This is a genomic window from Kitasatospora sp. NPDC057500 (genome assembly GCF_042802195.1).
GTDB lineage: Bacteria > Actinomycetota > Actinomycetes > Streptomycetales > Streptomycetaceae > Kitasatospora.
In genome coordinates this window covers 1-21,953 of sequence record NZ_JBHVER010000043.1, presented here as the reverse complement: position 1 = coordinate 21,953, position 21,953 = coordinate 1, and the positions used below count along the sequence as shown (strand labels likewise).

Here is a 21,953-nt window from a genome sequence, read left to right as displayed (position 1 = left end):
CGGCCGCGAGCTGGCCGAAATCCCGGTGGTCCCGGGCCTGTCCGGGGCGCGAGAGTGGGACCCATGGACCAAGTGAGGCTCTCCGACGGGGTCGTCACGCTCACACCGTTCCGGGCGGCGGACATCGACGCGCACCTGGCCGGCGAGGACGAACTGCTGGTGCGGTGGCTGAACGGCGGACCGAGCACCCGGGCCGGCACCGAGGAGTACGTACGGCGGTGCACCGCGCAGTGGGTGTACCGGGGGCCGGCCCGGGTCTTCGGGATCCGGACCGGGCCGGAGCCGGTGCTCGCCGGCACCATCGACCTGCGGTTCGCGATGCCGTGCCTGGCGCCCGGGCAGGTCAACATCGCGTACGGCCTCTACCCCGCCTGGCGCGGGCGGGGCCTGGTGACCCGGGCGGTGCACCTGGTGTGCGGGTACGCGGCGCGGGAGGGCGCGAGCGAGGGCGTGATCCGGGTCGACCCGGAGAACCACGCCTCGGCGGCCGTGGCCCGGCGGGCCGGGTTCCGGTACTCCGGGCAGGTGGCGGAGCCGACGGGGCCCCCGCTCGACCGGTACGTGCGCGGGCTGGCCGCCGACGGCGCCCCGGCGCGGGCCCGGACGGCGGTCGTCGGCGCGCACTGAACGGCCGTCAGGGGCGGCTCCTGCGCACCGCCGCCACCACCTCGCCCGTCAACAGCCCGATCGCGATCGCCGTCACCAGGGTCACCAGCTCCATCAGGTCCCGAAACCCCCCGATCGGGTGACCGCCGGCCAGGTCGGTGAGGCCGCGCAGGCCGAGCGAGCCGACGGTCAGGGTGAAGAACCCGGGCAGCAGCAGGATCAGCCGCGGCGGCGCGCCCGGGCGGGCGGCGAGCCGGGTCGCGGCGGCGCTGAGGATGACGGCGGCGGCGAAGGTCCCGGCCACCTCGCCGGCCAGCCAGGTGGCCAGGGTCTGCGCCGCCACCGTCAGGTAGACCAGGAGCAGCAGCACCGGCCCGAACCGGGCGGGGATCGCGAAGGCCAGCACGGTGCCCGCGGTGAAGACGATCCACGCGGTGAACAGCGCCCAGCGCGGCAGGTCCTGGGCGGCCGTCACATCGAACAGCGCGTGCCGGTCGCGGCCGGTGACGGCCAGTCCGATCAGCACCCCGACGTACAGCTGGAGCAGCAGGAACACCGCGTAGACCAGCCGCACCGCGCCCGGCGTGAGGTGTCCGGCGGCGAGTTCGGCGGTGGCGGCGCTCAGGTAGTCGCCGGGGACGAAGAAGAACAGCGCGGGCAGCATGATCAGCACCGGTCCGCCGTGCGCCGGGGTGCGGGCGAACACCAGCAGCGCGATCACCGAGACCACGACGGCCGCCGCCAGCGGCAGCACCGGGCTCAGCCGGGGCCGGCGGCCCGCCGCCAGCGCCAGGGCCGCACTGGCCGAGGCGAGCACGGCGGTGGAGCCGACCTCCCACCAGGTGGGCTGCATCAGCGGGGCGAAGCCGAGCGAGAACAGCACGATCCCGAGCCCCTTCGCCCACCAGGGGTACGGCGGCGGGGCGGTGTCGAGGGCGGCGAGCCGTCCGGCCGCGGCGGCCAGGGTGAGCCGTCCCGCCGCCAGGTCGGCGAGCAGCGGCCGGACGGCGGCCACCTGGTCGAGGCGGAACACCTCGGGGAAGGCCCGGACGGTCACCGTACTGCTCCCGCCGCCGGCGGTGACGGTGAGCACCGCGCCCTCGGGCACCAGCAGCAGCCGCGCCGAGCCGCCCAGCGCCCGGGCGGCGCCCGCCACGGCCGGCTCCAGCTGCTCGACGCCCTCGCCGCTGTTGCGCAGCAGCACGGTGGTCAGCCGGGCCAGGAAGGCGGTGAGTTCGCCGACCCGGGGTGGCCTCGCCGGCTGTTCCAATGCCCGCCTCCGTCCGCGTCCCGCCGTGGTGACGCCTCCAGCCTGCCCGCCGGCCGGGAACGGCGCGCGTCGGGGCGGGCCGGGGTCGTGACGTGGACGCGCCCGGAGCACCCGGTGAAGATATGGCGCACGTCCGTACGGTTTGCCCGGGATTGCCCGGCCTACGGGCCGTCAGGCCTTTGCCACCGTCCGCAGGCGCTCCTACGCTCCCGCGTCATGCCCTCACCCCTGATCAGCGTCGTGATCCCCGCCTACGACCAGCGGAAACAGCTGGTGGACTGCCTGGACTCGCTGCTCGCCCAGTCCGTCCGCGACTTCGAGGTGCTGGTGGTCGCCGACCGCTCCCCCGAGTGCCCGGCGCAGCTCGCCGAGCGCTACGCGGCCCGCCACCCCCAGGTGTCCGTGCTGCGCCTGGACGCGGCGGTCGGCGTCGGCGTCAGCCGCAACGCGGGCGCCGCCCACGCCCGGGGCGAGTACCTGCTCTTCCTCGACGCCGACCACCTGCTCGCCCGCGACGCCCTGGGGTCCCTCGCCGACCGGCTGGCCCGCACCGGGCCGGTCGACCTGCTGCTCTTCGGCCACACCCGGCAGCACGGCGGACGGGACTGGCCCGGCGGCGCCGAGGCCCTGCTCGCCGGGGCCGGGCCCGAGGTGTTCGCCCCGCTGGACCGCCCGGAGCTGCTGGGCGCGCCCGCGCTGGCCTGGGACCGCCTGATCGCCCGGTCGCACTGGCTGCAGCAGGGCCTGTCCTTCCCCGACGGCCGGTACGAGGAGATCCCGCCCGTGCACCGGGCGATGCTGACGGCCCGCCGGATCGCCGCCCTGCCCCGCGCGTGCGTGCAGCTGCGCCGCCGGGAGACCGTCCACCCGACCGGCTCGCCGGGCAGCAGCAGCTTCGACATCTTCGAGCAGTACGAGCGGACGTTCGCGCTGCTGGACGTCCTCGACGCGCCGGACGCCGTCCGGGAGGCGCTGTTCACCCGGATGATCCGGCACTACCTCTTCGTCTTCGACCTCGCCGGCTGCGTCACCCGCGCCGAACGCCCCCAGTTCTTCCACCGCGCCGCCGACCACCACCGCCGCTTCCAGCCCCCCGGCCACCGCCGCCCCACCGGCCGCGAGGGCGTCAAGTTCTCCCTGCTCGCCGGGGGCGCCTACCCGGCCTTCGAGGTCGCCAAGCTCTCCCACATCGCCGCCGGCACCCTCACCGGAGCGGCCCGCCGCCGCTGAGGAGTGACGACACCGACGGGGACCCACGACACCACCCGGCGCTCCCGCCGCCCTCCCCGCACACCGCGCCGGCGGCGGTCGGCCCCCCGCCGTCGGCACCGGCATCCTCAACTGGGCGGCGGCAGACCGCCGATGGGGTCCCCTACCGGGTGGCCGATGACGGTGGGCGCCGGGCGCAGCCGGTCGGGGTCGGGGTCCGGGCTGGACGCCGTGACCACCCGGAGGCCGGCGGGCGCGGCACGGGAGGTGGCGGACGGTGTCGGGATCCGCTGCCGTCGGCCGCCGGCGGGATCAGGGCGTCACCCGGGTCGCCCCCGTCCGTCGGGCCGAAGCGGACGTCCCCGCAGTGCCACCGGTCGTCGCCGGCCTCCCGCCGCAGGCACACCGTCACCTCCGGCGCGCCCGGCCCGTCGTCGACGACGAAGGGGCGGAACGCCTCCGGCGCCGTGTCGAGGACGCCCGGCCACACCGTGCCGTGGCCGGTGCACGGGCTCAGCCGCGACTCGTGGTCGAAGCCCGGCGTGATCGCTCCGGCCGCCGAGAGGACTCGTGCACGAGTCTTCGGAGCCGTTGTCCGTCCCGGCCGCCTCGCAGCCCGGCGTCCCCCGGTCGCCGAAGCCGTGTCGGCGGTACGGGTCGCCGGGCGCGAGGACGGACTCCGCCGCCGCCATCGCGCGGGAGAAGTCGCGCAGGGCGGGGACGGCCGGGAGGCGTCGGGCCGCGTCGTGCCCGCTCACGCCCGCGTTCCGGCAGACGCCTCCGGCAGCAGCCCCGCCCCGGACCGGTCAGCTGTGGGCGGTGCCGCCGCCGGTGGCGAGGGTGGCGGCTATCCGGCGCAGGGTGTCGGCGCGGAGGGCGTCGGGGAGCGGCGGCAGGACGTCCATCCACAGCGGCAGGGTGGAGCCGAGCAGCTGGCGCTGTCCGGCGGGTCGGGCGATCAGCCACAGGTGCAGGTGGGCCGCGCCGTCGCCCCAGCGGTTCAGGTGGACCCGGCCGATGCCGCCGAGCGCGAGGATCGCCCGCTCGACCCGCTGGAGCACCGGGCCGAGCTCGGCGGCCCGGGCCGGCGGGAGGTCGAGCAGGTCGTGGTGGCCGCGCGGGTTGAGCAGCAGGACGGCGGGCAGGCCGTGCGGCTCTCCGAAGGCCCGCAGGCGCCAGTGCGCGTCGGTCCAGATGTAGTCCTCGTCCGGGCGCCCGCACTCGTTGCACTCCGCCGGGCCGGCCTCGCCGTGCCGGGCGGTTCGGGCAGTTCGGGGGCGTCCAGCGCCCGCACCCGCAGTTCGCCGTCCTCGGGCGGCTGGTACGGGAAGATGTCCCAGGCCGGTGCGGCGTCCTCGGGGACCGGGAGGCGCTCGCCGACCGGCAGGTGGGCGAGGAAGCGGCGGTCGTCGTCGTGAGGGTCGGTGATCATGGACACCGACCCTGCCGGACGCCCCGGCCGCCCGGCCGGCCCTTCCCGGTACCGCCCGCCGGGCGTGGCTGCGATGATCGGCTCAGCCGTACTCGACGCCGGCAGGGAGGACCCGCCCGTGAGCCGCCCCGACACCGCGCCCGGCACCGACCTGGCCCGCGAGCTGTCCGCCGTGCTGCGCGGCGAGGTGCGGTTCGGCGCCGCCGAGCGGACGGTCTACAGCCATGACGCCTCCAACTACCGCCAGCTGCCGCTCGGCGTGGTCAAACCCGCCGACCTGGACGACGTCCGCACCGCGCTCGCGCTCTGCCGCCGCTACGGGACCCCGGTGGTGGCGCGCGGCGCCGGGACGAGCATCGGCGGGCAGGCGATCGGCCCCGGCGCGGTGGTGTTCGACTTCCGCCGCCACCTGGGCGCCGTCCTCGGCGTGGACCCCGAGCGCCGCACCGCGCGGGTCGAGCCGGGCACCGTCCTGGACGACCTCCAGCGCGCCGCCGCCCCGTACGGGCTTCGGTTCGGGCCCGACCCGTCCACGCACAGCCGCTGCACGCTCGGCGGCATGATCGGCAACGACTCCTGCGGCGCGCACTCGGTGGCCTGGGGCCGCACCGCCGACAACGTCGAGTCGCTGGACCTGCTGCTCGCCGACGGCACCGAGCTGACCGTCGGCGGCCCGCTGGACGCCGCCGGGCGCGCCGCGCTCGCCGCCCTGCCCGGACGGGTGGGCCAACTCCACCACCGCCTCCAGGAGTTCACCGACCGGAACCTGGCCGTGATCCGCCAGGGCATGCCCGCGCTGCCGCGCCGGGTCTCCGGCTACCCGCTGGACGCGCTGCTGCCCGAACGCGGCCACCACCTGGCCCGTGCGCTCACCGGCACCGAGGGCACCTGCGCGCTGCTGCTCGGCGCCACCGTCAGGCTGGTCGAGGAGCCGCCCGCCCGCGCCCTGGTGCTGGCCGGCTACCCGGACGAGACCGCCGCCGCCGACGCCGTCCCCGCGCTGCTGCCGCTCGGCCCGCTCACCGTGGAGGGCATGGCCGCCGACCTGATCGCCGCGCTGATCGCCGCCGGCCCGCGCCCGCCCGCCCTGGACCGGCTGCCCGACGGCGCCTGCTGGCTGTTCCTGGAGACCGGCGGCGCGACCCCCGGCGAGGCGCTGGACGCGGCCCGCCGCCTCGCCGACGCCGTCCGGCGCGAGCGCACCGCCACCGCCGCCGTGGTCACCGACCCGGCCGAGCAGCGCCAACTGTGGGGCGTGCGGGAGGCGGGCGCCGGCACCGTCACCCGGCTGCCCGGGGGCGGCGAGGCATGGCCCGGCTGGGAGGACTCCGCCGTCCCGCCGGACCGGCTCGGCGACTACCTGCGCGAACTGCGCGCGCTGCTGCGCCGGCACAGCCTGCGCGGCGTGCCGTACGGGCACTTCGGCGAGGGCTGCGTCCACCTGCGGATCGACTTCCCGCTCGCCGAGCCCCACGGGGCGCTGGTGTTCCGGGAGTTCATGGAGCAGGCGGCGGACCTGGTGGTCTCGTACGGCGGTTCGCTCTCCGGCGAGCACGGTGACGGGCAGGCCCGCGCCGAGCTGCTGCCGCGCATGTACTCACCCGAAGTCATCGGCCTGTTCGGGGAGTTCAAGAGGATCTGGGACCCCGAGCGGCTGCTCAACCCGGGCACGGTGGTCGATCCGCGCCCGCTCGACGCCGATCTGAGGTTCACCGGCCCGGTGCGCGCGCTGCCGCTCGCCCTGCCGTACGAGCAGGACGGCGGCAGCCTCGCCAAGGCGGTGCGCCGCTGCGTGGGCGTCGCCAAGTGCGTCGATCCCACCACCGGGGTGATGTGCCCCAGTTACATGGCCACCGGCGAGGAGCGGCACTCCACCCGGGGCCGCGCCCGGCTGCTCGCCGAGATGCTGCGCGGCGGCGGCCCGGCCGGGGGCGCGATCCCGGACGGCTGGCGCTCGGCCGAGGTCCGCGAGGCGCTGGACCTCTGCCTCGGCTGCAAGGGCTGCGCGAGCGACTGCCCGGTCCACGTCGACATGGCCGCCTACCGGACCGAGTTCCTGTACCAGCACTACCGGCACCGCCCGCGCCCCGCCGCGCACTACGCGCTGGGCCGGCTGCCGCTCTGGCTGCGCGGTGCGGCCCTCGCGCCCGGCCTGGCCCCCGTCCTGGCCAACACCCTCGCCCGCTCACCCGCCGCCGGCGTGCTCAAGCGGATCGCCGGGGTCGACCCGCGCCGGGTGCTGCCGGTCCTGCCGCCGGAGCCCTTCACCCGCTGGCACCGGCGCCACCGCGCCGCCGCCGGCCCGCCCCCGGCGGGTGCGCCGCCCGTACTGCTCTGGCCGGACACCTTCGCCAACCACCTGCAACCGGAGGTGCTGCGCGCCGCCGTCGAGGTGCTGGAGCACCTGGGCTTCGACGTCCGGCTGCCGGCCGGCCCGGTCTGCTGCGGTCTCACCTGGTACTCCACCGGCCAACTCCCCGGCGCCCGGCGGGTGGTGCGGCGCAGCCTGGCCGCGCTCGCCGCCACCGGCCTGCCCGCGGACACCCCGGTCGTCGGGCTCGACCCGAGCTGCACCGCGACGCTGCGCGAGGAGGTGCCGCGCCTGCTCGGCGCCGAGGGCCGCCCGCTGGCCGAACGGACCCGCACCTTCGCCGAGTTCATCGACGAGTTCGCGCCGGACGCGCCGCTGCCGCAGCTGCCGGTGGAGGCCGTCACCCAGACCCACTGCCACCAGCACGCCGTACTCGGCAGCGCGGCGGACCGCCGGGTGGAGCGGCGGATGGGCGTCGCCAACCGGGTACTGGACTCGGGGTGCTGCGGGCTGGCGGGCAACTTCGGCTTCGAGCGCGGCCACTTCGAGGTGTCGGCGGCGATCGCCGAGCGCGTCCTGCTCCCGGAGGTCCGCGCCGCCGGGCCGCAGACCGTGATCCTCGCCGACGGCTTCAGCTGCCGCACCCAGATCGCCCAGCTGGCCGAGGGCCGGCGGGCCCTGCACCTGGCGGAGCTGATGCAACGGGCGCTGCGGGAGCGACCGCCCGACGAGCGGCCGAACCCCTGACACCGCACGCCCCCGGCCCCACAATGGCGGCATGACCACCCTCACCACCGCCGAGGCGGACAAGATCCTGGCCGACAACTTCGCCCCCTGGGTGCTGGCGCTCGGCCTGTCGGTGACCGGCACCGGCGAGCAGCACGCCGTGCTGCGCCTGCCCTGGTCCGAGCAGCTGGCCCGGGAGGGCGGCGCGCTCTGCGGGCAGGCCCTGATGGCGGCCGCCGACACCGCCTGCGTGATCGCGGTCTCGGCGGCCCGGGGCGGCTTCGGCCCGATGACCACCGTCCAGCAGTCGACCAGCTTCCAGCGCGCGGTCACCGGGCGGGACGTCCTGGTGACCGCCCGGGTCACCAGGCTGGGCCGGCGGATCGCCTTCCTGGACATCACCCTCACCGCGGAGGGCGAGCAGGACCCGGCGGCCCACGCCACCGCGGTCTACGCGCTGGCCTGAGCCGCCCGGCTACCGCCCTCACGCGTTCTGCGGCGTCTCCCGCACCTCCTTCGAGCGCGGCGGGTCCTCGGCGCAGACCGCCGTCACGAACTCCGCCACCAGCGCCTGCGGCATGCCGCGCGCGATGTCCGCCTCGCTGATCATGCCGACCAGCTCGTGCTCCGGGTGGTTGATCACCGGCAGCCGGCGCACCCGGTACTGCTCCATCACCCGCAGCACCTGCTCGACGTCCTCGTCCGCCTCCACCGTCATCGGCCGCCCCTGGGCCACGTCGCCCGCCGTCACCTGCTGCGGATCGAGGCCCTCGGCCACGCACTTGAGCACGATGTCCCGGTCGGTGAGGATGCCCAGGAGCTTCTGCCGCTCCCCGCAGATCGGCAGTGCGCCGACTCCGCGGTCCTTCATGATCCTGGCCGCGGCGGCGAGTGTCTCGTGCTCGCGCACGCACTCGGCGCCCCGGTGCATGATGTCGCCCGCATTGGTCATGATCGGCCTCCTGACGTGCCTGCCACTCCCACGTCTCCATCCTGGTCCGGCGCCGGGAGCCCCGCCACCGGGCCCGCTACGCCGCACCGCCGCCGCCCCGCCCCGGATTCCGGGAATCCCGCGGCGAGCGGTCCAACACCTCCTCCAGCGGAGGCAGTTCGAGCTGCTCCAGACCGGGCAGCGGCGGTTCCTCCACCGCTGCCGGCTCCGCCTCCACCACGCCGGGGCCGGACGCCGGACCGGCGACGCCACCGCCGCCGTCACCGTCACGCTGCGCGACACCGCGCCGGTGCGTCTCGGCCGCGCTGTCCAGGAACCGCAGCAGCTCCACCGGGAACGGCAGCACCAGCGTCGAGTTCTTCTCCGCCGCGACCTCCACCACCGTCTGCAACAACCGCAGTTGGAGCGCCGCCGGGGTCGAGCTCATCACCGCGGCCGCCTCCGACAGCCGCGCGGACGCCTGGTACTCGCCGTCCGCCGTGATGATCCGCGCCCGCCGCTCCCGCTCGGCCTCCGCCTGCCGGGACATCGAGCGCTTCATCGCCTCCGGCAGGGCGACGTCCTTGATCTCCACCCGGTCGATCTCGATCCCCCAGCCCAACGCCGGACTGTCGATCATCAGCTCCAGGCCCTGGTTGATCGGTTCGCGGTTGGCCAGCAGGTCGTCCAGCTCGCTCTTGCCGATGATCGAGCGCAGCGAGGTCTGCGCCACCTGGGAGATCGCGAAGTTGTAGTCCTGCACATTGACGATCGCCTTCACCGGGTCCAGCACCCGGAAGTACACGACGGCGTCCACCCGGACGGTCACGTTGTCCCGGGTGATGCCCTCCTGCGCCGGGATCGGCAACGTCACGATCTGCACGTTCACCCGGCGCAGCCGGTCCGCCACCGGCACCAGCGCGACCAGTCCCGGCTGCCGCACCTCCTCGCGCACCCGCCCGAACCGGAACACCACGCCGCGCTGGAACTGCTGCACCACCCGGACGCTCAACCCGGCCGCCACGGCCGCCACCAGCAGCACCGCGACAACGACCCCGAGCACCACATCGACGACCATGACGGCCTCCTCGCGCAGCAGCGAGCCCCGGCCGCCGCCGACCCGCCCGGCCGGCGCCCGCCGGAACCGCTGGTTCCACGCTACGCCTGCCCGGCCGCTCCCGGGCGAACCCCGTGCGCGCCCTAGGATCGTCGCCATGCCGCAGTCCCCAGCCCCGTCGGACCCCGCCGGCCCGCCGGACCCCGCCGACGACCCGGACCACCCGCGCCACCCCGCCGAGGCCGCCGCCCGCGCCGCGGACCTCACCGTCCTCGACCGCGTCGTCACCGGCTGCCGGGCCTGCCCCCGGCTGGTCGAGTGGCGCGAGGAGAGCGCCCGCACCAAACGCCGCGCCTACCTGGACTGGGACTACTGGGCCCGCCCGATCCCCGGCTTCGGCCCGCCCGACGCCCCGCTCGTCCTGGTCGGCCTCGCCCCCGCCGCGCACGGCGCCAACCGCACCGGCCGGATCTTCACCGGCGACCCCTCCGGCGACCTGCTCTACGCCGCGCTGCACCGCCTCGGCCTCGCCAACCGCGCCGAATCCGTCCGCCACGGCGACGGCCTCGCCCTGCACGGCGTGCGGATCACCGACCCGGTCCGCTGCGCCCCGCCCGACAACAAGCCCACCACCGCCGAACGCGACACCTGCCGCCCCTGGATCGCCCGCGAACTCGAACTGCTGCGCCCCACCGTGCGCAGCGTCGTCGCCCTCGGCGGCTTCGCCTGGCAGGCGCTGCTCCCCGCCCTGGACACGGCCGGCTGGACGCTCCCCCGCCCCCGCCCCCCGTTCGGCCACGGCGCCCACGTCACCCTGCCCGCCCGCGACGGCGGCCCGCCGCTGGAGCTGTACGGCTGCTACCACGTGAGCCCGCGCAACACCAACACCGGCCGGCTCAGCACCGCCATGCTGCGCGAACTGCTCCGCACCGCCGCCCGCTCCGCCGGCCTCGGCCCGGCCGAGGACTGACCCGCCCGCTCACCCGAAGCGCGCCAGCTTCGGCCGCGCGGCCCGCGCCCACACCTGCGGCAGCGCCAGCCGGGCCCGCTCCGCCTCCGCCAACTGCCGCCCGTACAGCACGCCGTAGCCGAACGGCTGCTTGGACGCGCCCGCCCGGCCGAGCAGCGCGGCCGCCGCCACCACGGCGTCCTGGTGCTCGCCCAGCACCTCCTGGACGGCCTTCATCCGCGCCACGTACCGCTCGGCCGCCCGGCCCGCCACCGGCACCGCCGTCTCGCCCGCGTACCGGGCCCGCTTGGCCGCCTTCCGGGCCTCGTGCAGCGCCTCGTCCTGCTCCGCCCCGTCCCGCTCCGCGCCACCCGCGAGCGCCGCCCGCACCCGCTCCGCCGTCCGCCGCTGCTCCCGCGCGGCCACCCGGGCCAGCTCCGGACCGGCCGCCCGCCCCGCCCGGCCGCGCAGCGGCGGGTCGGCCAGCAGCGCCGCGAGGCCGTCCGCCAGGGCGCGGCGGCGCGGGCTGTCCAGCGCGGCCACCACCTCCGGCCGCACCCGCCGGTACTCGGCCCGCCCCCAGCGCTCCAGCTCCGCCGCGAGCCGCTCCGGCCCGCACTCCGCGGGCAGCTCCCGCGCCCGCGCGACCAGCCGCTCCCCCAGCACCTCACGGTCCCTGGCCCGCCCCAGCGCCGCCGCCAGCCACCGCAGTTCGGCCACCAGTTCGTCCGTCGCACCCGGCGCGAGCAGCCGCCGGTACGTGCGGAACACACTGCGCAACCGCCGGCACGCGACCCTCATCCGGTGCACCGCGTCCGGCTGGTCCACCCGCACCGCCTCGTCCAGCCCGGCGAGCACCTCGGCCTGTTCCCGGACCCGCCCGAGCACCACCTCACCCACGGTGACCACGCCAAACCCCCTCCCGGGGCCCGCCAGAACCCTTCCAGGCTAGGCCCCCTCTTTCGGATCACGCCAGGCGGTCGCCGCCGGAGCACGCACGCCCCCAGCCTTCGGCCGGGAGGTGCACGCTCCCTCCTTGCCCACCCCGGACCACCACGCCCCGCCGCGGAGTGCGCGAGGCCACCCCGTCACCCACTGCGGAGTGGAAAGTCGACCTCGCCGACTTTCCACTCCGGTGGCCGGCCTGCCGGGGCGCGCCGTGGGCGACTTCCCGGGCAGGGGGTTGTGTCAGGGGCGGGTGGGGGCGTTCAGGAGGACGGGCAGGGTGCGGTGGCCGTTGGAGATCAGGGAGTCGACGGGCTCCAGGTCGGCGTCCGGGGCGAGGACCAGGTTCGGGAAGCGGTCGAAGAGGGCGCGCAGGGCCGTGCGGGTCTCCAGGCGGGCCAGCGGGGCGCCGAGACAGAAGTGCGGGCCGTGGCCGAAGGAGAGGTGGTCCTTGACCTGCCGGGTGACGTCGAAGACGGCGCCGCTGTCGCCGTGGCGCGCGGGGTGGCGGCCGGCGGCGCCGTAGGAGGCCAGGACCGCCTCGCCCCGGTGGACGGTGATCCCGCCCGGCAGCTCGATGTCCTCCAGGGCGAAGCGCATCGGCAGGTGCGCCAGGGGCGCATCCCGGCGCAGCGACTCCTCGACCACGTCCTCCCAGCTCGCCTTGCCCGCCCGCACCAGGTCGAGCTGGTCGCGGTGGGTGAGCAGCAGGAAGATGGAGTTGTCGATCAGGTTGATGGTGGTCTCGTAGCCGGCGGCGACCACCAGCATGATGGTGTCGAGCAGTTCCTCCTCGGTGAGGGCGCTGCCGTCGCCCTCGGTGTCGCGGGCGGTGATCAGCAGGGAGGTCATGTCGTCGCCGGGCTGCTCGCGCTTGGTGGCGATCAGCGTCGCGATCACTTCGTAGAGGGCCACGTTGTTGGCCTGGGACTCCTCCGGGGTGAGGGTGGTGGAGAAGACCCCGTCGACGTACCGGCTGAAGCCGTCGCGCAGCTCCTCGGGCAGTCCGAGCAGGTGGGCGATGACCAGGATCGGCAGCCCGCGGGCCAGGTGCTGCCGCAGGTCCACCGGGGCGCCGCCGGCCCCGGCGGCGGCGATCGTGTCGAGCAGCCCGGCGGTCATCTCCTCGATGCGGCCGCCCAGGGCGGCGACCTGGCGGGGCGTGAAGGCCGCGCTCACCAGGCGCCGCAGCCGGCGGTGGTGCTCGACGTCCGTCGTGGCCATGTTGCGGGCCGTCACCCACAGGGCCAGCGGCCAGCCGGCCGCCACCGCCTCGTAGTCGGGCCAGTGGTGCTGGCCGTTCTTGGCGATCCTCGGGTCCTTGAGGAGGGCTTCCAGCAGGTCGGGGTCGGACACGGCCCACGCCTGCACCCCGAGGATGTCGGCGGGCGTGGCGGGTCCGCGCGCGATCAGCTCGGCGATCTCTGCGTCGCGGGCTCGCCCGGTGGGGTCCAGGACGAGCGCCGAGTGGTCGACCGGGCACTTCAGCGGGCTGTTCAGCGGGGCAGGCGGGTTCTCCGACTGACGTTCCACGAGGTCTCCTTCACGCGGGGGTTGAGGCGACGGACCACGAACGTACGTTCGAGAATGGTCTGTCCACGCGCCACCTGTCGAGTGCGCATCCCCTTCCCTCCACGTGCCCCGGCGCGCCCCGAACGCGCCCCCGGACAGGCGGAATGCCGACGTCAGGGGCGGAGTTGGGCGGCCAGCGACATGGTGTAGCCGACCAGGGCGGCGAAGAAGACCACGGCGGTGGTGTAGCGGGCGGTGAAGGGCAGGCCCGCGAGGGCCGGGTAGAGGAGGACGGCGGTGCCGGCCGCGAGGTCGGCGAGGTAGAGCCCGCGGGGCGGGGCGGCCCCGGTGGTGCGGGCGGCCCAGCCGGTGGCGACCAGGAAGCCGGTGAGCAGGATGAAGCCGGACAGCAGGCCGGAGCCGATGCTGGCGAGCACGGGGTGGGGCTCGGGCGGGGATTCGCCCTCGGGGACGGCCGGGCGGACGCGGTGGGCGACGGCGAGGGCGCCGACGGCGAGCGCCACGCACGCGGCGGCGCTCAGCAGGGGGGCGGGGTTCATCGGCGGCTCCGGTTGGTGGCGTGGTGGTGGCCGAGGGCGGCGGCGAGCGCGGCCGGGACGAGGACGGTGAGGACGAGCACGGCCGTCCAGGTGACCGGGTCGAGGCCGGCGGCGGGCGGCGCGGCGGGCGGCGGGGGCGCGGCGGCGACGACCGCGAGGGTGGCCGTCGGACTCGGGGCGGGCGGCGGCACCGCCGACGGGGGCGCGGCCGGGGGCGGCGGCGGGGGCTGGGCCGTCCAGCTCGGTGAGGTCTGCGCCGGGAGGGGCGCGGGCGGGGGTTTGGCCACGGGCGGCCGGACGGACGGCGGCGCCGGCGGCGGCATCGCCTCCACGGTGATCGGGGCGCGCGGCGGCGGCACGGCGACCGGGGTCGGGGTGGGGGTCGGCACCGGTTGCACCGCGTGCGGCGAGGCGGCCGGGGACGAGGTCGGTGTCACCGACGGCACGGGCACGGGCACCGGCACCGGCACCGGAGCCGGCGAGGGCACCGGCGTCGGAGCCGGGGAGGCGGTCGGTGACGGCACGACGGGGCTCGGCGAAGGCGCGGGCGCGGGCGCGGACGGCGAGGGCGCAGGCGGAGAAGCCGACGGCGACGGCGACGGGCAGTGCCACGGCCAATGCCACGGCATCGGCACCGCCTGCACCGCCGGTCCGACCGGCCCCGGGCCAAGGGCGAAGTCCATCGCCCGATTGTCGGACCGTCCCACCGCCCCCGTCAGCGCCCGACGGCCCGTCACCCGCCCCCGCCCCGCCAAACCCATCGCGCCGGTGAACTCCCCGACCCCGCTTCCCGAACGAACGACCGATGCGGGACAACCTGTGCCCCGATCCGGCCGCAACCCCGGACGCACCCTCGTGCACGATGTAAACGTCGTGGCATACTCCGGAGCGTGACGACCTCCACCCACGCGACGAGGGCCCTGCGGGCCGCGGTGTTCACCGCGCTCGCCGTGCCGCTGTCCGCGCTGGGCCAGGTCCTCATCACCGGCCGTCCGCTGCCGCTGACCCTGGTGGCGATGGCCACCGTCGTCGTCTTCCTGGTCTCGGCCGTGCTGGCCGGCGGGGAGCGGCGGCTGTCGCAGATCGCGGCCGTGATGGTCCCGGTGGAGCTGCTGCTCAACACGACCTTCAACCTGGGCCAGACCACCTGTGGCCCGATCCTCGGCGGCGACCTCCCTGCCCGCGGCATGAACCTGCTGGTCTGCGGCGGCGGCTCGGTGGACGGATCCTCGCTGTTCTACGGCCAGTTGGGGCATTCCGGGCGCCTCGCGCCCGCCGCCACCCAGGTGCTGCTCCTGCTGGTGCACCTGGTGATCGCGCTGGCCGCCGCCGCCTGGCTGCGGCTCGGCGACGCCGCGCTGTCGGGCCTCGGGCGGGCGCTGCGCGCGCTGCGCCAGGCCGTCGCGACGCCGCTGCGGGCGCTGGTCCTGCTGCTGGTCCCGGCGCCGGCCCGGCCGGTGCTGCGGCTCCCGCTGCCGGTGTCGGACCGCCGACGCCCGCGCCGCGAGGACGTGGTGCTGAGCCCGGCCCCGCGCCGCGGCCCGCCGCTGCTCGCGCCTGCCTGCTGACGAGCCCTTCGAGGCCCCGTGGCGGGCGGCGCACGACTCCGCTTCCCGACCAGTCACCCCTTCGGCCCGCGCGCGCCCGTGCCCAGCACGCCGTGCGACGCCCCCGGAGCGGGACACCCCCGCGCGCCCCGCGGCGCGCCCCCACCACGGAGTTGACCGAGCATGGCTCACCCCAACCAGAAGCCCTCCCGCAAGCAGGCCCAGAAGACCAGCGCCCGCGAGCGCATCCAGGAGGCGCAGCGCCAGGAGAAGCTGGCCGCCAAGCGCCGCAAGCTGATCGTCGGCAGCGTCTCGGTCGTCGCCGTGCTCGCCCTGGCCGGCGGCACCGCCCTGGCGATCAGCACGGCCGGCGACGACAAGTCCTCCGCGGCGGCCGAACCGACCGCGCTGGTCGTCCCGGCGAACACCTCCGGCCCGGACGGCACCGTGATCACCTACGGCAAGCCGGACGCCGCGCACACCCTCCAGGTGTTCGAGGACTTCCGCTGCCCGGTCTGCAAGACCTTCGAGGCCGCCAACGGCGACACCGTCAAGAAGTTGGCGGACGACGGCACCGTCAAGGTCGAGTACCACCTGGCCGCGTTCCTGGACAAGAACCTCGGCGGGAAGGGCTCGCGCACCGCGCTGGCCGCGATGGGCGCCGCGGTGAACGAGGGCGTGGACAAGTTCAAGGCGTACCACGACGTGCTGTACGCCAACCAGCCGGAGGAGCGCGAGGACGCCTTCGGCGACGTCAACCACCTGCTGGAGCTGGCCGACCAGGTGCCGGGGCTGAAGACGGACGCGTTCGTCAAGGCGGTCACCGAGCGGACGTACGCGCCGTGGGCGAAGAAGGTCGCGGACGCGTTCAACGGGAGCGGGGTGACCGGGACGCCGGCGGTGAAGGTGGACGGCAAGCCGTTGACGCTGTTCCCCGGCAACCGCCCGGCGACGCCGGAGCAGTTCACCGCCCAGGTGAAGCAGGCCGCGGGCTTGCAGTGAGCACCACCGGCCCGGCCGAGTTCCCGGCCGGGCCGGCCCCTTCCTCACCCACGGAGTGCTCTGCCATGACCGCATCGACCGCTCTGCCCGGCTCCCCCTCCCGCCTCCCCGCCCCCGCCCCCGCGCCCGCCTCGGCGCCGATCGGCGCGGGCCGGGGCTTCTCGCTGTTCGTCCTGCTCACTGCCCTGATCGGGCTGGCCGCCTCGGCCGTGCTGACCTTCGACAAGCTCCGCATCCTGGAGGACCCCTCCTACGTCCCCAGCTGCAACCTCAACCCGGTGATCAGCTGCGGCTCGGTGATGCGCACCGACCAGGCCGAGGTGTTCGGCTTCCCCAACCCGCTGCTGGGCCTGGCCGCGTTCGGCGCGCTGGCGGCGGTCGGCGCCGGGCTCCTGGCGGGGGCCGCGTACCGCCGCTGGTTCTGGCTCGGTCTCCAGGCGGGCACGCTGCTCGGGGTGGGCTTCGTGCACTGGCTGATCGACCAGGCGCTGTACGACATCGGCGCGCTCTGCCCGTACTGCATGGTGGTCTGGGCGGCGGTGGTGCCGCTGTTCTGGTACACGACGCTGCACAACCTGCGCTCCGGGGTGATCCCGGTCGGCCCGGGGCTGCGGCCGGTGGTCCGGGAGGCGGCCCGCTACCACTGGGCGCTGCCGGTGCTGTGGGCGGCGGTGATCGCGCTGCTGATCCTCAACCGGTTCTGGTCCTACTGGTCCACCCTGGTCTGAGGCCCCACCGGCCCCTCAGCCGAAGACCGCCCGGCGGAAGGCGTTGCGCAGGTCGGTGAGCGGCCGGAAGTCGCGGTCGTAGTGGACCTTGTTGGTGAGCAGCAGCGCCCAGCGGCCGCGGCGCCGGGAGACCCAGATGCCGGTGCCGGTGAAGCCGTAGTGCACGAAGGTGCCCTCGACGGGGTCGGTACCGGCGGCGCAGAGCCAGGACAGGCCGCGGGCGGGCGCCAGTCCGCCGGTCTGCACCCGCAGCGACTCGGCGGTCCACGGCTCGCCCCAGGGCCGCGCGGACCCGGCGGGCCCGGCGGGCGGGGCGGGCGGGGCGGGCGGGGCGAGCAGCGCGGCGAGGAAGCGTTCCAGGTCGCGCGCGGTGGAGAAGGCGCCGGCATTGCCGGAGACGCCGCCGAGCAGCCGGGCGGAGGGGTCGTGCACGATCCCGCACAGCGGGCCGCCGGCCGCCGGTTCGTCCTCGGTGGGGGCGGTGCGGCCGGCGGGCCCGGGGCCGAGCGGGCCGTAGCGGGTGTCGGCCATGCCGAGCGGGCGCCAGGTCTGCCGGGCGGCGAGGTCGTCGAGCGGCGCGCCCGCCAGGGACTCCACCAGGTGGCCGAGCAGGACGGCGGCCCGGTCGGTGTACTCGACGGCGACGCCGGGCGGGCGGTGCAGCGGCGCGGCGAGCACCCCGGCCCGGATCGCCGCCGGGTCGTCCCCGTACAGCTCGGCGAACCGGGTGCGCAACGGCATTCCGGCGGTGTGGGTGAGCAACTGACGGGCCGTCACCGCACCGACGGGGCGACCCTCGGCCGGCGGCCAGTAGTCGCGCAGCGGCCGGTCGAGCGGTAGGCGGCCGGCCTGCCAGAGGGCTCCGGCACACGGCCAGAGCGCGATGATCTTGGTGATGCTGGCCAGGTCGAAGAGCGTGTCATGGCCCATCGGCCGTCCGCCGTACGGGCCTTGGCCGAGCACGCCGGAGCAGCCGCGGCCACGGACGCCGTCCGTGTCGCCGACCGACCAGACGCCGCCGGTCCCGGCGGCACGCAGGCCGGCGTTCACCAGCCGCTCCAAGGGACCACCGGGCGCGGCGAGTTCGGCGAGCGATCCGGTCATCCGTACTGCTCCCCCATCGCGCGAAGCCTCCCGGCCGGACCCCTCGGGCCCGCCCGGGAGGCTACCCGGCCGGGGCGCGGGTCAGACGGCGGACGCGCCGTCGAACTCCTTGCCGAGGCAGATGCTCTGCTCGTGCTCGCGGTAGAGGCCGAACTTCTCGATCGCCGTGTAGCCCTCGGAGGCGTACAGCGCGACGGCCTCCGGCTGCTCGGTGCCGGTCTCCAGGATGAACCGGGTGCGGCCGGCCTCGGCGGCGGTCCGCTCCAGGTGGCGCAGCACCACCCGGGCCAGGCCGCGGCCGCGCGCCCGGGGGCGGACGAACATCCGCTTCAGCTCGGCGTCGGTGGCGCGGATGCCGAACGGTTCGGCCTGCTTGGCTCGCCAGCCGCCGCAGGCGACCGGCTCGCCGTCCAGGTAGGCGACCAGGAAGAGCCCGGCGGGCGGCTCGAAGTGCTCGGGGCGCAGCTCGGTGAGATCGGCCTCGCCGTAGCGGCGGACGTACTCCTGCTGGACCTCGGCCGTGAGCACCTGGGCGTCGGGGTGACCGAAGCCGGTGATCCGGATCTCTGTGCCGCCGTCCCTGGTGTCGTGCACGAAGGGTCCGCCGGTGGTAGTGCTCTCCATGGTCGTCAAGCCTACGGCCCCGGCTCAGCCCGCCTCGGGCCGCCCCTCGAAGCGGGCGACCAGCGCCTCCTTGCCGAACATCCGGGCGGTGTCGACGGCCGACGGGATGCCGGCGGCCGGGTCGGCGCCGCCCGCGAGCAGCACGTCGAGGACGTCGTCGCTGCCCTTGAAGACGGCGCCGGCGAGCGGGGTCTGACCGCGGTCGTTGGCGCGGTTCGGGTCGGCGCCGCGCTCCAGCAGGGCGGTCACGGCGGCGGCGTGGCCGTGGTAGGCGGCGAGCATCAGCAGGGTGTCGCCGCGGTCGTTGGTGAGGTCGGCCGGGGCGCCGGCGTCGACGTACGCGGCGAGGGTGGCGGTGTCACCGGCGCGGGCGGCGTCGAACAGCTTGCCGGCCAGGGCGATCACGTCGGCGTCGGGGGTGTCGGTCATGTCTCGGCCTTTCTCCGGGGACGCGCCCCGCGCGGGGGCCGTCCGGGCGTTGTCGGTGGTCGCGCCGGACGCACGCTAGCGCACCACGCGCGGGCGCGGGGGTCGCGCGACCGTTCGGGCGAACTTTCCGGCACGGAGCGGCAACACCCGAAAACCACCCATTTGCCCCGTTCCATCAGCTATTACCTTTTGTCACGATTGTGGCACTTTCCGTGGCACCGTCCCGCCCCCTCCCCGAGGAGCAGACCGTGATCCTCTCGATTTCCGGCATCGTCCTGTTCGGCACCATCGCCTTCCTCTTCTTCCGCAGGGACGGACTGAAGGTCTCCCATGCCCTCGTCTGCGCCCTCTTCGGCTTCTACGTCGCCGGCTCCTCGATCGCGCCGAGCATCACCGCCGGCGGCGCCAGCCTCGCCAGCCTGCTGGGCGGCATCAAGTTCTAGGGCGTGCCGGACACGCCCCGGCCGCCCCCCCACTCCCCCGCACGGGCCCGGACGCGGATCCCACCGCCCCCGGGCCCGGCCGTTTGCAGCCCGCCTCCCACCGACCGTCCCACTCGCCCGGGGAGCCAGCAATGCCGCTCAACCGCAACCACCTCAGCAAGGGCCGCGACCTCGTCCGCACGGCCGGCGACCACGCCTCCGACATGTTCGCGCCGCTCACCGTCATCGGCCGCGGGCTGCGCCACCACGCCGCCTGGGCCAAGGAGCGCTGGCAGGCCACCCCGAAGGACCGGCGCGGCCCGACGCTCTTCCTGACCGCCGCGATGCTGACCGGGATCTACCTGCTGCCGCACGGGCTGCTGTTCGCGCTGATCGCGCTGATGGCCAGCGCCGCCTGGGCGGGCCGCGCGCCCAAGGCGCCGCCCGCCCCGCCCGAGCCGGACGTCGCCGACGTCAAGCTCGCCGCGCTGTACGCCGCGCTCACCCCGTACCTGGCCGGGCCGGACGGGTTCGGCCCGCTCTACCACCACGAGGGCGGCTACCGGGACGTCTTCTCCGGCTGGGAGTTCGACGCCGAGGGCCGGCTGGTCCGGCTGGAGATCGCCTACCCGGCGTACTTCACCGACACCGAGCCGGCCGCCCGGGCCCGGATCGAACAGGTCGTCCAGGGCAAGGCCGGGCGCGCCCGGGAGTACCGCTTCGACTGGGACGAGGAGTCCAACCGGCTGCGGATCGCCGCCCTGGCACCGCTGCCCGCGGACATCGCCGCCCAGCGGTTCGTGACGGCGCCGGGCGAGATCGTGCTCGGCTTCACCGACGAGGACGGCAGCGCCCGCACCATCCCGGTGCACCAGGGCGGGGCGCTCGTCCAGCAGCCGCCGGTGGTCTGGCGCACCGGCCCGCGCTCGGCCGAGCCGCACCTGCTGGCGCTCGGCGTCCGCGGCCACGGCACCTCCAGCCTGATCCGCTCGGTGGCGCTCCAGGCCCTGCCGTTCGCCGACCTGGTGGTGATCGACGGCGCCGGGACCGGCGAGCACGCCTGCCTGGTCAACCGGCCCGGGGTGCACACCGTGGAGACCAGCCTGCACGGCGCGCTGGCCGCGCTGCAGTGGGTCGCGCAGGAGACCGGGCGCCGGCTCACCGTGCTGAACGCCGCCCGGCACTCCGGCACCACCCCGCCGGAGGACGCCACCCGGCCGCTGTGGCTGCTGCTCGACCACCCGACCGAGCTGAGCGAGCTGGCGCACGCCGAGGGCCGCCCGGACCCGCAGGACCTGCTGGAGCTGCCGCTGCGGCACGGCCGGGCCGCCCGGGTCACCGTGGTGGTCGCCGACGACGTCGAGGCCCGGGACCGGATCTCCCCGAGCCTGCGGGCCACCACCCGGGCCCGGGTGGTGCTCGGCCCGACCGGCCCGGAGGAGGGCCTCGCGGCGCTCGGCGTGCCGCTGGACATCGTGCCCGCGACCCGGACCCCGGCCGGGCGCGGCTACGCCCGGATCGGCAACGGCGCCCCGGTCCGCCTCCAGGTGCCGGCCACCGTCGACCCGCTGGACGAGGACGCCCCGGCCGCGCTGCGGGACGCGGTGATCGCCCTGCTGCCGCACCGCGACACCCGCACCGAGGCGCCCGCCCCGGCCCCGCAGCCCGTCCAACCCGTCCAGGTCGTCCAGGTCGTCCAGCCGCTCCCGGACGGCCCGCCGACCGTCCAGGTGGAGCTCGACCCGGAGGCGCACACCGGGGTGGACCTCGCCAAGGGCCCGGCCGCGCTACGCTTCCGACCGCTCGCCTGACACCGGCGCACCGGCGCACCGGCACCGGGGACGGGAGGGGCGGCGCGGGCCGCCGACCCCCCTCCCGGTACGCTCGTCCGGGAACGGCCGACCGATCGCCAGATGTGAAATAGGTGACACCTGGGGTGATATCACCGGCCAGATGTGACAAATCGGGCGCTGGTGGGTACAAACAGGGGCGGCACGACAGACGACGCATGTCCCGGGACGGGAATCTTCGTCGGAAGCCGAGCGTTGACCGAACGACGAAGAACAGCGACCACTAGTCCTGTGGGCCATAAGCCCGGGAGGCACGATTCATGAGCGAGCGAGCTCTCCGCGGCACGCGACTCGGGGCCACTAGCTACGAGACCGACCGCGGTATCGATCTGGCTCCCCGCCAGACCGTCGAGTACGCATGTCAGAACGGACACCGATTCGAGGTTCCCTTCTCGGTCGAGGCGGAGATTCCGCAGGCCTGGGAATGCCGTTTCTGTGGCCAGGAGGCGGTGCTCCTCGACGGCGACGAGCCGGAGGAGAAGAAGGTGAAGCCGACGCGCACCCATTGGGACATGCTGATGGAGCGCCGGACGCGCGAGGAGCTGGAGGAGGTGCTGGCCGAGCGGCTGGCCGTGCTCCGCTCCGGTGGGATGAACCTCGCGGTACACCCGCGGGACACCCGCAAGAGCGCCTGACCCCGCTCCCGCCGACGGGCGGGGGCATGCGAAAAGGGACCCTGGTCACCAGGGTCCCTTTCGCATGGGCCTACGCAACCGCGCGCCCGTGCACCGTGCACGGG

Annotated in this window: 22 protein-coding genes; 11 read left to right on the top strand and 11 right to left on the bottom strand. The window is 75.8% G+C overall.

The genetic code is table 11. The annotated features are described in order from the left end of the window. Positions 1-63: 63 nt before the first annotated feature. On the top strand, positions 64-627 hold the full coding sequence (locus ACFU74_RS12565) for a GNAT family N-acetyltransferase (RefSeq protein WP_380755582.1): 564 nt from the start codon (positions 64-66) through the stop codon (positions 625-627). Between the two features lie 7 nt (positions 628-634). On the opposite strand, the gene ACFU74_RS12560 is transcribed toward ACFU74_RS12565, so the two are convergent. Beyond that, positions 635-1,876 (bottom strand): threonine/serine exporter family protein, encoded by a 1,242-nt coding sequence (locus ACFU74_RS12560; RefSeq protein ID WP_380755581.1) that lies wholly within the window; start codon positions 1,874-1,876, stop codon positions 635-637. Positions 1,877-2,092: 216 nt separating this feature from the next. Here ACFU74_RS12560 and ACFU74_RS12555 point away from each other — a divergent pair, with 216 nt between their 5' ends. Continuing rightward, positions 2,093-3,106, top strand: coding sequence for a glycosyltransferase family 2 protein (locus ACFU74_RS12555; RefSeq protein ID WP_380755579.1), 1,014 nt, complete (start codon positions 2,093-2,095; stop codon positions 3,104-3,106). Positions 3,107-3,891: 785 nt separating this feature from the next. Here ACFU74_RS12555 and ACFU74_RS12550 read toward each other — a convergent pair. Then, positions 3,892-4,146, bottom strand: a complete 255-nt coding sequence (locus ACFU74_RS12550; RefSeq protein ID WP_380755578.1) for a hypothetical protein — start codon at positions 4,144-4,146, stop codon at positions 3,892-3,894. A 444-nt stretch (positions 4,147-4,590) separates the two neighbouring features. Between ACFU74_RS12550 and ACFU74_RS12545 the strand changes: the two genes are divergently transcribed. Both ACFU74_RS12545 and ACFU74_RS12540 read left to right on the top strand, forming a co-directional pair. After that, positions 4,591-7,575 carry an FAD-binding and (Fe-S)-binding domain-containing protein gene (locus ACFU74_RS12545; RefSeq protein ID WP_380755629.1) on the top strand — a complete coding sequence of 995 codons (2,985 nt, stop codon included), beginning with the start codon at positions 4,591-4,593 and terminating at the stop codon, positions 7,573-7,575. 31 nt (positions 7,576-7,606) lie between these two features. Further along, positions 7,607-8,020 carry a PaaI family thioesterase gene (locus tag ACFU74_RS12540; protein ID WP_380755577.1) on the top strand — a complete coding sequence of 138 codons (414 nt, stop codon included), beginning with the start codon at positions 7,607-7,609 and terminating at the stop codon, positions 8,018-8,020. Between the two features lie 18 nt (positions 8,021-8,038). Here the strand turns inward: ACFU74_RS12540 and ACFU74_RS12535 are convergent, their stop codons facing one another. Together ACFU74_RS12535 and ACFU74_RS12530 are read right to left on the bottom strand one after the other, a co-directional pair. After that, positions 8,039-8,506 carry a CBS domain-containing protein gene (locus ACFU74_RS12535; protein ID WP_380755575.1) on the bottom strand — a complete coding sequence of 156 codons (468 nt, stop codon included), beginning with the start codon at positions 8,504-8,506 and terminating at the stop codon, positions 8,039-8,041. Positions 8,507-8,582: 76 nt separating this feature from the next. Further along, positions 8,583-9,563, bottom strand: coding sequence for a slipin family protein (locus ACFU74_RS12530; RefSeq protein ID WP_380755627.1), 981 nt, complete (start codon positions 9,561-9,563; stop codon positions 8,583-8,585). A 136-nt stretch (positions 9,564-9,699) separates the two neighbouring features. On the opposite strand from ACFU74_RS12530, the gene ACFU74_RS12525 reads away from it, so the two are divergent. Further along, on the top strand, positions 9,700-10,512 hold the full coding sequence (locus ACFU74_RS12525; protein ID WP_380755573.1) for a uracil-DNA glycosylase: 813 nt from the start codon (positions 9,700-9,702) through the stop codon (positions 10,510-10,512). Positions 10,513-10,521: 9 nt separating this feature from the next. Here the strand turns inward: ACFU74_RS12525 and ACFU74_RS12520 are convergent, their stop codons facing one another. The 4 genes from ACFU74_RS12520 to ACFU74_RS12505 form a co-directional block, all read right to left on the bottom strand. Further along, on the bottom strand, positions 10,522-11,400 hold the full coding sequence (locus ACFU74_RS12520; RefSeq protein WP_380755571.1) for a CHAD domain-containing protein: 879 nt from the start codon (positions 11,398-11,400) through the stop codon (positions 10,522-10,524). Between the two features lie 279 nt (positions 11,401-11,679). Next, positions 11,680-12,924: a cytochrome P450 gene (locus ACFU74_RS12515; RefSeq protein WP_380755625.1), complete on the bottom strand. Its 1,245-nt coding sequence runs from the start codon at positions 12,922-12,924 to the stop codon at positions 11,680-11,682. 197 nt (positions 12,925-13,121) lie between these two features. Next, the gene (locus ACFU74_RS12510) at positions 13,122-13,508 is read right to left on the bottom strand and encodes a hypothetical protein (RefSeq protein ID WP_380755569.1); all 387 of its coding nucleotides are present in this window, start codon (positions 13,506-13,508) and stop codon (positions 13,122-13,124) included. After that, complete coding sequence (locus ACFU74_RS12505) at positions 13,505-13,897, bottom strand: hypothetical protein (protein WP_380755567.1); 393 nt, start codon at positions 13,895-13,897, stop codon at positions 13,505-13,507. Before ACFU74_RS12505 ends, ACFU74_RS12510 begins: the two co-directional genes overlap by 4 nt. 501 nt (positions 13,898-14,398) lie before the next feature. Here ACFU74_RS12505 and ACFU74_RS12500 point away from each other — a divergent pair. The 3 genes from ACFU74_RS12500 to ACFU74_RS12490 all read left to right on the top strand — a co-directional run bounded on the left by ACFU74_RS12500 (position 14,399) and on the right by ACFU74_RS12490 (position 16,785). After that, complete coding sequence (locus ACFU74_RS12500) at positions 14,399-15,076, top strand: hypothetical protein (RefSeq protein ID WP_380755565.1); 678 nt, start codon at positions 14,399-14,401, stop codon at positions 15,074-15,076. A 162-nt stretch (positions 15,077-15,238) separates the two neighbouring features. Continuing rightward, entirely contained in the window at positions 15,239-16,057 is an 819-nt protein-coding gene (locus ACFU74_RS12495) for a thioredoxin domain-containing protein (RefSeq protein WP_380755563.1), read from the top strand. Positions 16,058-16,122: 65 nt separating this feature from the next. After that, a complete protein-coding gene (locus ACFU74_RS12490) occupies positions 16,123-16,785 on the top strand; it encodes a vitamin K epoxide reductase family protein (protein WP_380755561.1) in 663 nt (220 codons plus the stop codon). A gap of 15 nt (positions 16,786-16,800) precedes the next feature. Here ACFU74_RS12490 and ACFU74_RS12485 read toward each other — a convergent pair whose 3' ends face one another. From ACFU74_RS12485 to ACFU74_RS12475, 3 genes are all read right to left on the bottom strand, one after another. Then, the gene (locus tag ACFU74_RS12485; protein WP_380755559.1) at positions 16,801-17,889 is read right to left on the bottom strand and encodes a serine hydrolase domain-containing protein; all 1,089 of its coding nucleotides are present in this window, start codon (positions 17,887-17,889) and stop codon (positions 16,801-16,803) included. 81 nt (positions 17,890-17,970) lie between these two features. Continuing rightward, positions 17,971-18,513 (bottom strand): GNAT family N-acetyltransferase, encoded by a 543-nt coding sequence (locus tag ACFU74_RS12480; RefSeq protein WP_380755557.1) that lies wholly within the window; start codon positions 18,511-18,513, stop codon positions 17,971-17,973. A gap of 24 nt (positions 18,514-18,537) precedes the next feature. Beyond that, positions 18,538-18,942, bottom strand: a complete 405-nt coding sequence (locus tag ACFU74_RS12475; RefSeq protein ID WP_380755555.1) for an ankyrin repeat domain-containing protein — start codon at positions 18,940-18,942, stop codon at positions 18,538-18,540. 248 nt (positions 18,943-19,190) lie between these two features. Between ACFU74_RS12475 and ACFU74_RS12470 the strand changes: the two genes are divergently transcribed. The 3 genes from ACFU74_RS12470 to ACFU74_RS12460 all read left to right on the top strand — a co-directional run bounded on the left by ACFU74_RS12470 (position 19,191) and on the right by ACFU74_RS12460 (position 21,849). Next, entirely contained in the window at positions 19,191-19,385 is a 195-nt protein-coding gene (locus ACFU74_RS12470; RefSeq protein ID WP_350541028.1) for a hypothetical protein, read from the top strand. A gap of 131 nt (positions 19,386-19,516) precedes the next feature. Beyond that, positions 19,517-21,175 carry a hypothetical protein gene (locus tag ACFU74_RS12465; RefSeq protein ID WP_380755553.1) on the top strand — a complete coding sequence of 553 codons (1,659 nt, stop codon included), beginning with the start codon at positions 19,517-19,519 and terminating at the stop codon, positions 21,173-21,175. 299 nt (positions 21,176-21,474) lie between these two features. Next, positions 21,475-21,849, top strand: coding sequence for an RNA polymerase-binding protein RbpA (locus ACFU74_RS12460; RefSeq protein WP_030306127.1), 375 nt, complete (start codon positions 21,475-21,477; stop codon positions 21,847-21,849). Positions 21,850-21,953: the final 104 nt, after the last annotated feature.